We start from the raw sequence: 15,588 nt of genomic DNA on the forward strand, positions 1-15,588 counted from the left end.
TAAAATCGGAGCCAGTGGAATCCACAGATTCACAAAAGCCGCCCGACGCTCTAGAGCGCGCTTTTGGCGCGCTCTAGCGAGAAACTGGCTCGCCGACGTCGACGAAGATGCGAACTATCTCTTTCAGATTCCCGCCGCAATCCCGAAAAACCCGCCCCAGCCAAGAAAACGCGATCGCGACCGTGCTGAACGCATACAACTGGCGGGCGGTCCTGGGCCGTCGCTACGGGAAAAAGCCTACGCATTTGCCCGCCAGCGTACGATCGTAAGGACGTGCGATTTTACCGCCATTGGTGTCCCGCGGCACTATCTCGCCTGGATGTGCGAGGAAGGCTGGTTGGTGAGGGAAGGCTACGGGCTCTATCGCGCAGCCGAGCGGGAAGCGGCTTGATGGAAGCTTTGTCTGGAAATGTCAGGCCGCGCCATGATCGGAGGACATCACGACGTAAATCCTCTCCTGCCAGAACGTTTTGGAGTTGCAGTTCGGCGCCCGGGGATCTCCTGAGACGAAAGCCAGATCAAGCCGACCGGAAATGGCTCCAGCAATATTGGCCTCGGCAGTGTCTTCGTCCAAGATAAGCTTGATGGCGGGATATTTGACCCGGAACTCAGCAAGCAACTCGCTGAGGAACCCGCTGGATATCGACGTAAATAATCCTATCTTCAGACTTCCCGCCTCTCCTTTGCGGGCCGCCGCCATTTCATCCGCTGCTCGCTCAACGCCACGGGCCATCGCCGCCGCTTCCTTGAGGAAGTGCTCGCCGCCGGCGGTGAGGCGTATTCCACCGTGGTGCCGTTCGAAAAGGCGCGCTCCAAGGCGGTGCTCAAGTAGCTGCACGCGACGGCTGACAGTGGATTGTGGGACGCCTAACACCAGTGCGGCGCGTCGGAAGCTGCCGTATTCCGCGGTAACGATCGCATAGCGCAGGAAGCGTAAATCGAGGGTGAGGTCAGGCATGCGTCGCCCATCCAGCAGAAGTCCTTCTGCCCCGCCTTACGGCGCTACTGGATTGATATTGGGTGTATCGCGCCTCCGTCATCTCACTCGACGGGCAAATGCTGCCGCGACGAAAAGCGGACAAAGTGGAAAGGGATAGGATGCCTGCGCCTGATTCTGTAGACCGCCGCAGGAGGAAGGTTGGCGAGCGTGCCGCCGATCCGCTCCGCCTCGAGGCCAAGATGGTCCAACAGTCTGAGCGAGACCGGACAACGCGGCCCGTAGGTGAACTGGTAGAGCGCGCCGTCCGGCTCCATCTTGCGGAACGCGCCGGTCAGGATGGCGATCACCTTGCGCGGCGGCATCGACAGCAGCGGTAGCCCGCTGACGACGGCGCCGGCCGCCCTTCCGTCGAAGAGGTCGACCGCCCGCAGGCGGGCGGCGTCCATCCAGAGCGTACGCGCGCGCGGATAATGGAAATGAAGCGCGGCGGCGAACTCGGACCCGAATTCAATCAGCGCAAGGTCTTCCTGTCTGACACCCCGGGCGATCAGGGCGCGCGTGAACGCGCCGGTTCCCGGGCCCAGCTCGATCACCGGCCCGGTGTTGTGAGAGATTTCGGAGGTGATAAGGTTGGCAAGCGATCTCGACGATGGCGCGATTGCGGCGACGCGCAGGGGGTTCTTGAGCCACGCCTGGAAGAAGCCGAGCGCTTCCGCCATACGCTGGCGTTGGGGCGACGACGCGACTGATCGCGCGCATCTGCGAGGTGTCAGATCTTGCATAGCACGGTCCCCGCTTTGCGGTGGGCGCCAACCCGTCGCACGATCCAGAACACGGATACCTCCGCAATGAGCAGGCAGCCGAGAGCAGTCAGGGCGAGGACCGTCGAATTCGCCGACTCGATCGAGTGCGAAGCGTAAAATCCAATGCCGATGAAAAGGCCATTCCAGACCGCAATGCCGGCCGCCGAAGCCGTCAGGACACTGCGGGAGTTCCCGCGCGAAAGGGCGGCGAAGGCCGGAGCGACGAGCCTTACTGTCGGCACGAGCTGGAGTGCGAAGGCCAGCGCGATCTGATTCCGGTGAACGGAAGCGATTCCGCGCTCAACGCGATCGACGGACATGCCGAAGAACCCGCCAGCTCTGTTAAGGAGGCGCGTCGATCGCGCGTCGCCCAGTCCCCGGACAGCGTAGAACCATGCAGCGCAGCCGAACATGCTGCCAGCAGACGTCGAAAGGAAGGCAGCCGGCAGTGGCCAGTCCCCGTCCGCCGCGCCGATCCCGACCGCGAGTAGCAGCCCGTAGGACGGGATCACCAGCACGAAGCGCTCGGCCAGGGCAACGGCGAACAGACCGATGAGCCCATAGGCGCCAATCCACGCCATGACTGCTCCAACGGGATCGAAATCCATAGGCAAATCCTCAATTGATGCACGCGGTCAAATTCGCCGGGGCATGGAGGTGTGATACGATGAAGATGCCCGTTGTCCGGCTGACGGCCACGACTGCTCGAAGCGCCAGGTTTGGATCAGCGGATCTGGCGACGCTTCAGAACCGGTAGGCGATCGAGAGGCCGCCGCTCGGCTGCCAGCGGCGCCCTTCTTCGGTGACGGGGCTGTCGGCGATATCGCCGACGAGGTAGTTGGCTCCGACCCGGCCTGTGACGCCGAAGCGCTCGCTGAACCAGTATCCGGCCGTGACGCCGACACCGACATCCTTGATGCCGGACCCCGGGCTGTCGGCGGCTAGACCGCTTGCAGCGGCCCCGGCCGGGGTGACGCCGAAATAGGTGCGCGCATAGTCCTGGTTCACCCAGGTCGTTTGCGCGTCGAGCGACAGGAAGAAATCGTCGCGACGAACCGCAGCGTAGCTGGCGCTTGCTGTCGCGAGCATCCCATCGTGGACGCCCGAGACATCGTGGACGACGGAAAGCTCCATCGCCAGCGAACCTTGGCCGCTCTCGTCGCCGCCGAAGCGATAGCCGATGAACCCGCCCGCTTCGATCGCCGTGTCGATATCCGGCAACAATCCCACCGGGCCATCCACGTCGCTTCTTGGCAGGCGCGCACCAATTACAGGTCCGATCGAAAGGCGCGGATCGGACGCGAGGTCGGCACGAGCCCGAAGTCCGCGGATTTCCAGGTTGATGTCGCCCCAGTGGACGTCCGCCTGCACGAAGGGGATCGCGCGGAGATCCTCGGCCCCGTCATATTCGGGAACCACGCCCGCGCCGATCGCGACGACGCCGTGGGGGCCGTTGTCCGGCGGCGCTGCCTGGGCATTGGCGCTGGTGGATGACAAGGCTGCGCCACCGGCGAGCAGGATGGGAAGGACTACACGCATTGTCGAAACTCCTTCTGGAGGGAGGTGGGGCCCCCGAAGGCGCCCGCCTTGTTCGCGGTGCGCCTTCGGGGGTTTTGAAGGCCGCCGGTGTAATGGGGGAGCGGCGACCTTCGATCGGATCGGCGGGAGTGGGGCGGCTATCCGCGATCCGGGTTCAGTTCGAGGCGATCGAAGCAGCGATGGCTGGCTTCGGCCGCCCCACGGGTGTGATGTCTTGCGGCTCGCGATCGCCTCAGAAGAAGCCGCCATTGGCGAACACGAGTTGCCCGTTGATCCATTCGCTGTCGCCAGAGCACAGCCCGGCGATGGCGTTGGCGATATCCTCCGGCTCACCGATGCGGCCATAGGGCGTCATCTGCGCGGCCTGGGCACGCTGCGGGGGCGGCACGTCGAGCAGCGACGTGTTGGTCGGCCCAGGCGCGAGCGCGTTGACGGAGATGCGGCGGCCGGCGAGCTCCTTGGCGAGGCAGCCGGCATAGATCTCCTGGGCGGCCTTGGTCGCGGCATAGCCGCCATGGGTCGGCCGACGCGCGCGGATCGAGGTCGAAGCGAGCGTGATGATGCGACCGCCGTCGCGGGTGCGCCGCGCCGCCTCCCGCAGCACGTTGAAGCTGCCCTTCACATTGGTGGCGATCATCCGGTCGAAGGCTTCGTCTGTGAACTGGGCGAAGGGTGCGACGTTCATGATCCCGGCGTTGCTGATCACCACATCGACGCCGCCGAAGGCCTCGTCATTGGCGTCGAACAGGGCCTTGACCGCCGCCGGATCGGCGACATCGGCCTGGCGGAAGATGGCGCGGCCGCCGGCCGCCTCGATATCGCGCACGACCTGAGCGGCCAGATCGCGGCTGGTAAAATAGTTCACCGTCACCGCATAGCCGTCGCGCGCCAGGCGCTTGGCGGTCGCGGCGCCAATGCCGCGCGACGAGCCTGTGACGATGGCGGCCCGCCCAGTGCCAGGCAATGCGCCGGTAGCAGTCTCGGAGGTCTGTGCCGCGGCCTCACCCCCGAGGGCGAGGGCTGCGGGCGCGGCGGCGGTGAGCGCCAGGAAGGTGCGGCGGGCGTTATCGGGGTCGGACATGGGAAAGTCTCACTTTCTCGAAAAGTTGCGGACGCTTGCGCGGTTACGACCGTGGTTCGGCGGTCACGGCCGTCGGAGCGAAGCGGCGATGCGCTGGTTTGCAATCAGTATGGCGATGCCGGTCAGGATGCTTGCGACCGGGACGGTGAGCAGACCGATCCCTAGGCCGTTGGGAACTTGCGCTGCTGTCGCCGCGTCGCTGATCACGCCGACGATGAGCGGGCCGAGGGCTGGCCCCAGAAGCCCGGAGCCGATCATCGCGAGGCTGGTTGCCATCGCCTCCTTGCCCTTGCCGGCCACCAGATGCGCGGCGCCGAAGCACCAGGGCAGCAGAAACGCGAAGGACAGCATGCCCGGAACGAAGAAGAGGATGGAAAGCCAGCCGACCGGCGCGAACAGCGCGGCAGTCGTCGTCAGGCTCGCGATCATGAAGAGGACGGCTGGCGGTCCGAGAACCCGACCGGTGCGCGAGCGCACCGCGCGGTCGAACAGGCGGCCGCCCACCAGCGTCCCGAAAATCCCCATCACGCCCTGCAGCAGGCCGAACGCCAACCCGGCCTCGCTGGCGCTGAAGCCGTGGGTGCGGATCAAGAACGGAACGGCAAAAGCGTAGAATGGCGCTGCGGCGAAGCCGAGTGCGACCGAGCCGATGAACAGCCAGCGGAATGCCGGGGACGACAGCAATTTCAGGCTCGACCGCAGGAAGGGTTCGCTATTGGCGGCCGTGCGCTTGAGCGGCGGGGTCGGACCGATGACGACGAGGGGCAGCAGACCGATCAGCACGCCCGCGCCACCTGCGCCAACCAGCGCTGTCCGCCAGCCCAGCGTATCGCCGATGGCGCCGCCGACGGCGAAGCCGACCATAGTGCCGAGCGGAATGCCCATCGAGAAGATGCCGATCGCCAGACCGCGGCGTTCGGGCTGGATCTTGCGGGCGATGATCGCGTGGCTGGAGGGTGTCCCGCCGGCCTCGCCAAACGCGACGCCGAAGCGTGTAAAGGCCAGGAACAGAAAACTCATAGCGAGACCGCCAAGCGCTGTCATCGCGGTCCAGAGCAGGATGCAGAAGACGAGGACGAACCGCGGCGATCCTCGATCGGCGGCACGGGCGAGCGGCATCGACAAGAGCGTGTAGCAGACCGCAAAGGCGACGCCGGTGAGCAAGCCCACTTGGGTGTCGCTCAGATCAAGGTCTTCCTTGATCGATTCGGCGAGAACGAAGGGAAGCATCCGGTCGATCTGGGACGTGGCGCTGACAAGAAACAGCGTAGTAAGCAGCACCGAGACGCGCCATCCATGGACGTATTCATCGCCGCTCGCCTTAGATATATTCAGCAGTACATTCTGCTGATCTATTGACGGAGCGGCGGTTTCTGTCATGTTGGGCGCTTCCTTGGCTGTGACGGGCATCATCAAGCTAGAGGAAGTCTCCCATGACCAGAATGCCGGATACCTCAAGAAACTTGCCTATTCCTACAAGCGGCGATATGCTGCCGACTGAAGGGCGAGTGTTGCGCTGGCCTCGGAACCAATCGGAGGTCCGCGTGTCGTCATCGCTCCTTGGTGGGATCACCGCCTACATCGAAAGCCAAGGCGGCGGGGAAGGGCTGTTCCCGACGCAGATCGAGAGCGTCAACATCATTCGCTCCTACCAGCAGCGGATGCCGATGCGGCAGATATACCGACCGTCGCTCTGCGTCGTGGCCCAAGGAGCAAAGGAAATCCTCTTCGGCGACGAGACGCTCCGCTACGGCGACATGGAGTGTCTGGTCGTCAGCATGGAAATGCCGGCCAGCGGGCGGGTCGTCGAGGCGACCGAGCAGTCGCCCTATATCGGCGTCACCATCGATCTCGACGTGACGATGCTACGCGAGGTGCTGGAACAGTTGGAGACGCCGCCCCTCCCACCTGCCGCGCCGGGTCCATGCGTGTTCGTCGGCAAGGTCGACGAACCGCTGGCGGAATGCGTGCTGCGCCTGATCCGGATGTCGCAGACGCCGAAGGCGATCCCGATCCTCTATCCGTCGGTCATGCGCGAGATCTGCTACTGGCTTCTGAGCGGCCCGCACGGGCCCGAACTCTGCAGTCTGGCCGTGCCGGAATCGAATTTCATGCGCGTCGCGAAAGCGATCTATTTTCTGCGCGCCAATTTCGCCCAGACGCTGCGTGTGGAGCAAATGGCCGAGGTGGCGCGCATGAGCCCGTCATCGTTCCATCAGCACTTCAAGCAGCTCACCTCGGTGACGCCGCTTCAGTTCCAGAAGCAGTTGCGCCTGCTCGAGTCGCGGCGGCTGATGGTGGCGGACGCTGCAAGCGTCGAGGAAGCCGCCTACAAGGTCGGCTACGAAAGTCCGTCGCAGTTCAGCCGCGAATATTCCCGGATGTTCGGCGTTGCGCCAAAGCAGGACGCGCTCAACCATCAGCGGATGTACAGCCAGTACGCCAGCCGCAAGGCGCGAACTGCCTAAGCGCGTGTTGCGGGAGGCGGCTCCGTGCCGGTGCGCCCGGAGCGGCCTTTCCGATCTGCGAACAGAATTGCCAATACCGGCGCTGACGGGGAAGGATTCGTCAGGCTCTCAGTCGTCGCCGAGCGCACATCACATCAAGCCTTCCTGTGCGGCCTGGTGGACGGTCCTCACAACCGGTTGGAAGCCGAGGCTGCGGGCAAGCGAGACATCCACGTGGAGGCGCCAGGGATTGGCAAGCGGCTCCGAAGACGGTTCCATTGTTCCGCCGACCAGGGCGACGAGCTCATATATCGCGGTCGGCGCCTCATCGGCGATGTTGACGATGCGCCCATCCATCGCGCCGGTCAGGGCGAGGTTCATGGCGGTGGCGATATCGCGATGATGAACCATGCTCATCCTTTGGGCCGGATGCATTTTGAAACTGGCGACTAGCCGGGGCAACTCTTCTAGATGTCCGTCCTTGTCGCCATAAACGAATCCGAACCTTTGGATCAACCAGTTCAGCCCGCTTTCGCGCAACGCGTTCTCGGCAGCGAGCTTGCTGGCCGGATAGGCCTGTTGCGGGTCAGCTGCATCGTCCTCGCGGCCGGGCCGCGGGCTGTCCGCGTCATAGACATTGGACGTGCTCGCCAGGATGAAGCGCGCCTCGGGCGCATGCGCCCTTGCCGCGGCGATGAGGTTGCGCGTGCCCTCAAGGTTGCTTTTCCAGATCAGGTCGGTGTCGGGCGTGCGAAAAACCGCGGCGAGATGGATGATCGCCGATACGCCCTCCACCGCTCGCATGAGTGAAGTAGGATCGAGAAGGTCGGCCTCCACCGCCGTCACGCCTGCGGGCGCCTCTTTTCCGCCGCGCATCAACGCGCGGCAATTCAGCCCCGCTTCGACAAGGCGCGGAAGAAGACGGGCTCCGACGAGCCCTGTTGCGCCGGTTATCAATACTGTCATGACGCTGTTCCTTTCTGTAGCAGGTTTTCAAGACGCTCCGTCGCGGTTTGTAGAACCCGGACCGCGACCGCGATTTCGGCATCGTCGACGCCGTCGAAGGCGACCGAGCGGATGAAAGAGAGATCGGGCAACTCGCCCCAAAGCGTCGCGCCGGCGGCGGTGATGCGCAGGAGCTTCTGGCGCTGATCGACACGGTCGGCTTCTTGCTCGACGAGACCCTTGCGCACGAGCGTTGCGACGATGCCGGTCATTGTCGCCCGTTCGATCGCGAGCAACCGCACGAGATCACGCTGCATGGTCGGCCCGACAGTCGCGAGCTGGTAGAGCACGTACCACTGCACTGAGCCGAGATCATAAGGACGCAGGACGGAATCCATGACTGCCCGGCCAGCGAAATAGCACCGCTTTGCCCAGGCTCCGACGAGGTCGCGATCCGCGCTTTTCCGACTCTCAACCATCGATGCACCCTCCAATCTCGCTAGCTACCTAGCAAATATGTAAGGCACCTAGCAAGTGTCAAGGGGTCCGCTTCGCTCGACCGCGTTTTCAGATGCCTTGGTTGCCGGTCCTCGAATCCTGTCCCGTCAAGATTTGGGCAAGAATTCACTGGCCGGGGCTCACCTCAATCCAGCTGGAGGATCAGGCAGGAAATTCGCGGTAATCGGTATTCGCCGTCGTACAGCCGGCGGGTAGCTTCACGGCGCATTGCCTCGGGAGGGGTTGGGCGCGGTTCCACACAGCGCTTTCCGAGGTGAACGGCGGATCGCTCCGCAGGCAAGAAGTTTCGGGCGGCGCGAAATCTTTCGCGCCGATCCCACACACGCGCTAACCCATCGATAAGGAAACACAAGATGCTCAAATTGGTAACAGGGCCTTTGCTGGCCGCCGCGCTAGCCGCAGGAATGACAGGTCTCCCGGTTGGAGAGGCTTTCGCACAGGCGTCTTCGCCGGATCAGATTGTCGGCGTGTGGGAGTCTGAGGACGGCAATCTTAAACTTGAGATGTTCGACGCCGGCGAGACCTATGCCGCCCGGGTCCTCTACGGAAAGCTTCTGATGGAGGCCGACGGAAAGACCTTCAAGAAGGACACACTCAATCCGGACCCGAACCTCAGAAGCCGCTCCTTGGAGCGAGCCGTTCTCGTGACCAACCTCAAATGGGATGCCGATGACGGTCGCTGGGAAGGCGGTAATTTCTACAGCGGTGCAACTGGTCAGACCCACTCCGCTCGAGCAACGCTGGTGAGCGGAAAACTGGAACTTCGCGCATATATGGGCACCGCCATACTCGGTCGGACCATGGTGCTTCGCCGAGCACAATGAGTGCAGGATTTAAGACCATCCCCATAGCGGACAGTTCATCGATCGTTGATCGTGAACCGACCGGGCCAACTGGCGGCTCTCATGGTGCAGCCTTGCGCTTGAGCGCTCGGCTGCTCGTGGCCGCGAGCTGGATCAGCGGCGCCATCTTCGCCACCTACATCCTCACCTTCTTCGGCGGCGTCGCGTTAGGCGGAGCCGCCGAGCGATGGAACGAGTCTCTTCCCGATTTATACGAAGGGAGCGCATTGCTTTCTACGGCAGCCATCGGCGCGCACTTCATGGCCGGGGGCGTGCTCCTGCTGCTCGGACCTGTTCAATTGATCGGGAGCGTGCACCGCAATGTGCCGGGCCTCCATCGTTGGCTGGGCCGAATCTACGTCATTTCGGCCGGGTTAGCTGGTCTGGGTGGGCTTGGCTTCATATTGGGAAGAGGCACGATCGGTGGCCCACTGATGGATACGGGCTTCGGCATCTACGGCGCGTTGATGGTGCTCTGCGCCGCCATGGCCTACGCCCGCGCTCGGGCTGGCAGTTTCAACGGGCATCGTGCCTGGGCGATCAGGCTGTTTGCGCTGACGGTCGGCTCCTGGCTGTACCGGATGGAATATGGCGCCTGGTTCCTGGCCTCCGGTGGCATTGGAACGGCAAGCGGCTTTACCGGCTGGTTCGACGCGATCATGATGTTCTTCTACGTCCCCAATCTCATTGTCGCTGAACTCTTCATTCGGGCGCGCCGGCGGGATCGCGGAGCGGTTGCCGGCTTTGCGGCAGCAACGGTGCTCCTGGCTGCAACCGCCTTCATAATCTTCGCGACCTGGAGCTTCACCGCTCGCAGTTGGGGCCCGAGAATGATCAGCGGCATCACGGAAGCGGGACTGTAGGCCATCCGCCAAGCGGTACTGCCATGCCAGATGATCCTGTTGCCGTGCGAACCTGAGCACCATCAGAACTTCTGCCGTTGTTTGCCTTCCCCGGGCCGGTGCAAGACGCACAAATGTAGGATCAGGCATACTTTTTACTGGTTCTGGCATGGAGAGTTGCCGCGCTTCGGGCATCCTGCCGAAGAGGACAAAAAGGCGGGTGCGTAGAGACCATCAACGCTCAAGATCTCCGCCGAGCGGTCAAAAAGGCAAGGATGATTGATGACCAAATGGACGACAAGTAACATTCCACCACAACACGGCCGTTCGGCAGTCGTCACCGGCACCGGAGGGCTGGGTTTCGAGACGGCGCTGGCCCTGGCGCGCGCCGGCACTAACGTTGTGATCGCCGGACGCAATCCCCAGAAGGGCGCTGATGCCGTCGCGGCGATTAGAAATGCCGTCTCTGGCGCGCAGGTCCGGTTCGGCAAGCTGGACCTTGCGAACCTTGCTTCGATCGGTGAATTCGCCGGGCAACTCGCACTGGAGCAAGATGGCCTCGAGCTCTTGATCAACAACGCTGGCGTTATGAGAACGCCGGAGCGTCGCGAGACCAGCGATGGCTTCGAGCTACAACTGGGCACAAACTATCTCGGCCATTTCGCTCTCACTGCGCATCTGCTGCCGCTCCTGAAGCGGGGGCAAAAGCCGCGTGTCGTGACTGTGGGCAGCGTGGCAGCGCGGTGGGGAGCGATTAACTTCGACGACCTTCAAGCCGAGCGCAGTTACAAGCCGATGCAGGTTTACAGCCAGTCGAAGCTGGCCTGCATCATGTTCGCCTTCGAATTGAGTCGACGCAGCGAGGCGGCCGGATGGGATGTGCAGAGCCTTGTGGCCCATCCCGGCATCTCACGCACCGACCTGATACCGAACGGACCGGGCTGGTCGAGCGTACCGGGGTTTGCGCGGCGCTACTTATGGTTTCTCTACCAGCCCGCATGGCAGGGTGCCTTGCCCACGCTGTTTGCGGCGACTGATCCGGAAGCGCGGAACGGGGGCCATTACGGCCCTGACAGGCTGGCTGGGACGCGCGGCTATCCGATCCAGGAGAAACCTCCTCGCCAAGCGCTGGACCCAGCCGTCGCGGCTCGCCTCTGGGAGATTTCGCTGGAACTGACCAACGTGGACATACTTGTAGGACGCCCGCAGGCCTTGACCGCGCCAACATAATGGGCTCGGCAAGTCGGCATCCACTTTCTTTCGAAATTCCTCGACAGCCAAATTGACGTAGGAATAGGCATGTTTTTTGCCAATTCAGGCATGGAGGTTTGGTGCCGCAGCCGTTCTATTGAGGGAGGTAAAAAGCGGGCGCGTTGAGACAATCCTCACCCGAAGTCTCGCTGAACTTTTGAGAAGGCGTGGACCTCCTATATGACTAAATGGACGACAAGCAACATTCCGCCGCAACACGGCCGTACAGCGGTCGTCACCGGCACTGGAGGATTGGGCTACGAGGACGCGTTGGCCTTGGCGCGAGCCGGTTCAAGTGTCGTGATCGCCGGGCGCAACGCGCGGAAGGGCGCTGAAGCCGTGGCCGCGATCAAGACAGCTATCCCTGGCGGACAGGTGCGGTTTGGGGAGGTGGATATTGCCGACCTCACCTCGATCGCCGAATTCGCCGCGCAACTCGCGCGGGAACAAGACTGCCTCGATCTTCTGATCAACAATGCCGGTGTCATGACGCCGCCGGCGCGTCGCGAAACTAAAGACGGCTTCGAGTTGCAGTTCGGAACCAACTATCTCGGCCATTTTGCGCTTACGGCGCATCTGATGCCGCTCCTGAAGAAAGGGCAGAACCCACGCGTCGTGACCCTCGGCAGCGTCGCGGCACGCCAAGGAGCGATCAACTTCGACGACTTGCAAGCTGAGCGCGACTACAAGCCGATGCCGGTTTACAGCCAATCGAAGCTCGCCTGCATCATGTTCGCATTCGAATTGAGCCGGCGCAGCAAGGAGGCCGGATGGGGCGTCGAGAGCCTGGCGGCCCACCCCGGTATCTCGCGCACCGATCTGCTCCCGAACGGAGCCGGACAGACGAGCGCGCCCGGGATGGCGCGCCGCTTCCTGCCGTTCCTGTTCCAGCCCGCGTGGCAGGGCGCATTACCCACGCTGTATGCGGCTACCGAGCCTACAGCGCGCGACGGCGCCTACTACGGACCTGACAGGTTGGGCGGGACGCGTGGCTATCCGACCGAAGAGAAGCCTCCCATGCAGGCGCTTGATGCCTCAGTGGCGGCGCGCCTCTGGGATGCGTCTCAGGAACTGACGAGCGTGACGTTCGTGTGAAACGTCGAGGTGGTGGGCACCGTTTTACATCGGGAAGGCAAGTGACACGTTGACCTTAATCCGGCGACGATCGACCGGATACTCCCGTTCATGCTGATCGCAAACGAGTGCATCGCCGCTGACCCTTCGCAACACTGACATCGCCCAACCATCCAAAATTCCATTACTCGGAAGGATTCCTGAAATGACAGACACGCGCGGAGGGAATGGGCCTGGCAAAGCCAAAGCATCGGGGTTGTCGCGCCGTTCATTTGTTCGATACGGCGCGGCCGGCCTTGCTGTTGCGGCTGTGGGCGGCGGCGTCGCCGTCTGGGCGAACAGGCCACCCGTTTCCCCGCGTCAGCAGGGACTGCCGAGGATCCCCGATTGGACGGCGGCCGACATCCCCTCGCTGCGAGGGCGCTCGGCGCTGGTCACCGGCGGCAATGGTTATCCCGTGGGCGACCGCAGCGGACTGGGCTTTCATGACGCCCTTGAACTCGCTCGCGCCGGGGCGGACGTAACCATCGCGTCCCGGAAGCAGGAACGGGGCGAGGAAGCGGTCAGACACATCAGGAGCATCGTTCCCGGCGCTTCGATCCGCTTCGAGACGCTCGATCTTTCAGACCTCGCTTCAGTCGCCGGATTTGCGGAGCGTATGCGAGCGTCCCGAGGAAGTCTGGATATTCTCGTCAACAATGCCGGCGTCATGGGGCGGAAAAGCCGCGAAGTGAGCGCCAACGGATTCGAGCGGGTTTTTGCTACCAACACGCTTGGTCATTTTGCATTGACCGCCCGATTGCTGCCGCTGCTGCGCGAAGGCCAATCCCCGCGCGTCGTCTGGGTTTCCAGCAGTCGCTCGTTCATAGGTGCTATCAACTTTGCCGACCTGCAACTGGTTCAGGACTACGACTATGGGGCGGTTTACGATAACTCCAAGCTCGCCAACCTCTTAGTTGGCTTCGAGATGCAGCGGCGCAGCGTGGCGGAAGGCTGGGGTATCTCGTCGATAGCTGCCCATCCCGGCATCGCCCGCACGAACCTTGTCCCGGACGGCCCTGGCCCGGACAGCCTCGAAGGGCGCAATCACAGATACATGCCGTTCATGTTCCAGACGGCAGCCCAGGGCGCCTTGCCGACCCTGTACGCGGCAACGTCGCCGCAAGCGGCGGCTGGCGGATATTACGGCCCCAACGGGGTGATGGGGCTGGGCGGCTTACCCGGCTGGGCCGGGATTCCTGAAAAAGCCGACGACCAGCAAGTTGCGGCGAGGCTGTGGACCACACTTGAGCAACTTGGCGACGTGACATTCGGGCGAATGGGCTGATGCACAAAGTTCTCGCTCGATGCGCGATCCACTGTGCGCGGTGATCTTGTGCCCCTATGAATAGCCCTAGGCTGTGCGTCTCGATGCACAGTCTGGCTCTTAAGTTGATCGCCGTCGAATGCTGGAGAATCCACGGTCGGTTGCAATAAACCGTTCTAACATCGGGACAACCAGACGAATTGGATCGGTGACTGGTTCGCCCTGTTCCCTGCCAAGAGCTTCAGCATAGGCGCGCAGGTCGCGGTGCAGCGCCGCAGGCAGCGCCAGAGTGACTTTCACAGGCCTATCATCGACGATTGGGCCGAGCTTCAGCTTCGCCATCACGATCCTCCATAGGATTCGAGTACCAGATCCCGCGTGACGATAACGCGGACAGGGAAGCCCGGGCGGATGGTGAGCGTCGGGGCGATGTTGAGTTGGCGCCGCACGATCTGCTGGCCGGCGTCGTTGATCGTGTCCTGCCCACCGTTACGGATCGCCTGGATCAGACGGTCGTCATTGTCGACAGCAAGCTCGGCGCTGACGCTGAGCAGTGTTGACAGACCCGCCGCCTTGGCAAGATCCCACCAGTGATAGTCGACACCGTCCTGAAGCCCGGCGAACCCTTCAGCGTCTGCGCCCGGTTGGCGCTCGAGAACGATCGAGCGTCCGTTCGGGAAGGTCAGCCGGTTCCAGACCAAGAGCACGCGGCTTTGTCCAAACTGGACGTTGTTGTCGTACTGGCCGATGACGCGCGTACCCTGCGGCACGAGCAGGATGCGGCCTGTTGGGCTGTCATAGATGTTTTCGGTCACTTGGGCGGTGATCTGGCCCGGTAGGTCGGAACGAATACCGGTGATCAGCGCCGCCTGGATCACCGCGCCGGCTTGAAGGATGTTCGGCGATGCGGGGGCGACGACGCGATCTGGCGCCACCGTCCTTCGATCGGCCGCAGCATTCAGAAACGCGTTCTGCCGATCCTGCGCCGAGGGTGTGGCCGGCGGGGGAGCGAGACCGAGTGCCGCGCCAGGTCGGGGCCAACCGAATGACTGAGAATTTTCAACGCCCCGGTGGAGCGAAGGTGACGATCATCTGGGAGCGGGCGCGTTAGATCAGCGCCGCCTGCGACATCCCATGTAGCGCAGACTAAAGTGATCTTCTGAGTTGAGCATTACTCGACGATTGGAACCCGTCTGTAATCGCGGACGTAGTCGAGAAAAGCCCGCACGGCCGCGCTCGTATGCCGCCGGCTCGGATAATACAGATACCAGCTCGGCAGCTTTTGCTTCCAGTCTCTGAGCAATTCGATAAGCCTGCCTTGTTCGACATCATCACGGACATAGTCCTCGAACAGGTGGGCGATTCCCGATCCCGCAAGCGTGGCTTGGAGCTCTTGATGCGCTGAGCTCAGCGTCAATCGACCTTTCGGGGTGATTTCCACTTCGTCGCCGTCCCTCTCAAATTTCCACGTCACCATGGTTCCGCCGGGGAAACGACGACGAATACAGTCGTGCTGTAAGAGATCGCGCGGTGTCTCGGGCCGACCGCGCTTGCGAAGATAATCAGGCGAGGCCACGATCGCATATTGCAAGGCGGGGCCCAGGGGCATGGCGATCATGTCTTGAGCGAGCTGGTTCCCGAAGCGCACGCCAGCGTCGAAACCTTGCTCCACGATATCGATGATCGCGGCATCACTGACGATCTCGACGTTGATGTCGGGATAGATTTTCATGAACTCAAACGCCAGAGGGCACAGAACGTGGTCAGCGGCTGGACCTGGTGCATTGATCCGCACGGTTCCGGATGGGCGCTCGCGAAGCTGATTGAGATCATCGATCGCTGTTCTGATGTCGTGAAGCGCGGGCCTTAGCCGCTCAAGAAGCTGCTCGCCCGCTTCAGTCGGTGCGACGCTGCGTGTCGTTCGGTTCAGCAGCCGGATGCCCAGCGCTATAGCGCGGCGATCTGGGAGGAACTTGCGCGACAATCTAGATGGGACTTT

Annotated in this window: 18 protein-coding genes and 1 pseudogene; 8 read left to right on the plus strand and 11 right to left on the minus strand. The window is 62.8% G+C overall.

The genetic code is table 11. The features are described from left to right. A partial coding sequence (locus tag JL39_RS13700) for a type IV toxin-antitoxin system AbiEi family antitoxin domain-containing protein (RefSeq protein WP_244446888.1) occupies positions 1-391 on the plus strand: 391 nt, incomplete at its 5' end. 21 nt (positions 392-412) lie between these two features. Here the strand turns inward: JL39_RS13700 and JL39_RS13705 are convergent. The 6 genes from JL39_RS13705 to JL39_RS13730 form a co-directional block, all read right to left on the minus strand. Then, positions 413-958 (minus strand): LysR family transcriptional regulator, encoded by a 546-nt coding sequence (locus JL39_RS13705; protein ID WP_052182856.1) that lies wholly within the window; start codon positions 956-958, stop codon positions 413-415. Between the two features lie 83 nt (positions 959-1,041). Continuing rightward, positions 1,042-1,659 (minus strand): phospholipid methyltransferase, encoded by a 618-nt coding sequence (locus tag JL39_RS13710; RefSeq protein ID WP_037151301.1) that lies wholly within the window; start codon positions 1,657-1,659, stop codon positions 1,042-1,044. Between the two features lie 50 nt (positions 1,660-1,709). Continuing rightward, positions 1,710-2,351, minus strand: a complete 642-nt coding sequence (locus tag JL39_RS13715; protein ID WP_037151302.1) for a VTT domain-containing protein — start codon at positions 2,349-2,351, stop codon at positions 1,710-1,712. 136 nt (positions 2,352-2,487) lie between these two features. After that, entirely contained in the window at positions 2,488-3,282 is a 795-nt protein-coding gene (locus JL39_RS13720; protein WP_037151305.1) for a MipA/OmpV family protein, read from the minus strand. Between the two features lie 232 nt (positions 3,283-3,514). Continuing rightward, positions 3,515-4,363, minus strand: coding sequence for an SDR family oxidoreductase (locus JL39_RS13725; RefSeq protein ID WP_037151308.1), 849 nt, complete (start codon positions 4,361-4,363; stop codon positions 3,515-3,517). 63 nt (positions 4,364-4,426) lie between these two features. Further along, the gene (locus tag JL39_RS13730) at positions 4,427-5,743 is read right to left on the minus strand and encodes an MFS transporter (RefSeq protein ID WP_037151311.1); all 1,317 of its coding nucleotides are present in this window, start codon (positions 5,741-5,743) and stop codon (positions 4,427-4,429) included. On the opposite strand from JL39_RS13730, the gene JL39_RS32805 reads away from it, so the two are divergent. Beyond that, positions 5,742-5,864, plus strand: a complete 123-nt coding sequence (locus JL39_RS32805) for a hypothetical protein (RefSeq protein WP_265105676.1) — start codon at positions 5,742-5,744, stop codon at positions 5,862-5,864. The two genes, JL39_RS13730 and JL39_RS32805, sit on opposite strands and share 2 nt — an antisense overlap. 43 nt (positions 5,865-5,907) lie before the next feature. Continuing rightward, positions 5,908-6,831, plus strand: coding sequence for an AraC family transcriptional regulator (locus tag JL39_RS13735; RefSeq protein WP_037151314.1), 924 nt, complete (start codon positions 5,908-5,910; stop codon positions 6,829-6,831). Between the two features lie 129 nt (positions 6,832-6,960). On the opposite strand, the gene JL39_RS13740 is transcribed toward JL39_RS13735, so the two are convergent. Both JL39_RS13740 and JL39_RS13745 read right to left on the minus strand, forming a co-directional pair. Next, the gene (locus JL39_RS13740; protein ID WP_037151317.1) at positions 6,961-7,776 is read right to left on the minus strand and encodes an NAD(P)-dependent oxidoreductase; all 816 of its coding nucleotides are present in this window, start codon (positions 7,774-7,776) and stop codon (positions 6,961-6,963) included. Beyond that, entirely contained in the window at positions 7,773-8,234 is a 462-nt protein-coding gene (locus tag JL39_RS13745) for a MarR family transcriptional regulator (RefSeq protein ID WP_037151319.1), read from the minus strand. The genes JL39_RS13740 and JL39_RS13745 overlap by 4 nt, the downstream gene beginning before the upstream one ends. A 393-nt stretch (positions 8,235-8,627) precedes the next feature. Here JL39_RS13745 and JL39_RS13750 point away from each other — a divergent pair, with 393 nt between their 5' ends. The 5 genes from JL39_RS13750 to JL39_RS13770 all read left to right on the plus strand — a co-directional run bounded on the left by JL39_RS13750 (position 8,628) and on the right by JL39_RS13770 (position 13,610). After that, positions 8,628-9,098: a DUF2147 domain-containing protein gene (locus JL39_RS13750; RefSeq protein WP_037151322.1), complete on the plus strand. Its 471-nt coding sequence runs from the start codon at positions 8,628-8,630 to the stop codon at positions 9,096-9,098. After that, positions 9,095-9,979, plus strand: a complete 885-nt coding sequence (locus JL39_RS13755; RefSeq protein ID WP_037151326.1) for a DUF2306 domain-containing protein — start codon at positions 9,095-9,097, stop codon at positions 9,977-9,979. The genes JL39_RS13750 and JL39_RS13755 overlap by 4 nt, the downstream gene beginning before the upstream one ends. 261 nt (positions 9,980-10,240) lie before the next feature. After that, positions 10,241-11,188, plus strand: coding sequence for an SDR family oxidoreductase (locus tag JL39_RS13760; RefSeq protein ID WP_037151329.1), 948 nt, complete (start codon positions 10,241-10,243; stop codon positions 11,186-11,188). 201 nt (positions 11,189-11,389) lie between these two features. Next, positions 11,390-12,304: an SDR family oxidoreductase gene (locus JL39_RS13765; RefSeq protein WP_037151332.1), complete on the plus strand. Its 915-nt coding sequence runs from the start codon at positions 11,390-11,392 to the stop codon at positions 12,302-12,304. 184 nt (positions 12,305-12,488) lie between these two features. After that, a complete protein-coding gene (locus JL39_RS13770; RefSeq protein WP_037151335.1) occupies positions 12,489-13,610 on the plus strand; it encodes an SDR family oxidoreductase in 1,122 nt (373 codons plus the stop codon). Between the two features lie 99 nt (positions 13,611-13,709). On the opposite strand, the gene JL39_RS13775 is transcribed toward JL39_RS13770, so the two are convergent. The 3 genes and pseudogenes from JL39_RS13775 to JL39_RS13785 form a co-directional block, all read right to left on the minus strand. Next, complete coding sequence (locus JL39_RS13775; RefSeq protein WP_037151338.1) at positions 13,710-13,931, minus strand: DUF2274 domain-containing protein; 222 nt, start codon at positions 13,929-13,931, stop codon at positions 13,710-13,712. Beyond that, positions 13,931-14,608 (minus strand): annotated as a pseudogene (locus tag JL39_RS13780) (TrbI/VirB10 family protein); the annotation flags it as partial. The pseudogene JL39_RS13780 and the gene JL39_RS13775, both read right to left, overlap by 1 nt. Before the next feature lie 152 nt (positions 14,609-14,760). After that, on the minus strand, positions 14,761-15,588 hold an 828-nt coding region (locus JL39_RS13785), incomplete at its 5' end, for a LysR family transcriptional regulator (RefSeq protein ID WP_052182859.1).

This window comes from Rhizobium sp. YS-1r, assembly GCF_000757525.1.
Classification (GTDB): Bacteria; Pseudomonadota; Alphaproteobacteria; order Rhizobiales; family Rhizobiaceae; genus Neorhizobium; species Neorhizobium petrolearium.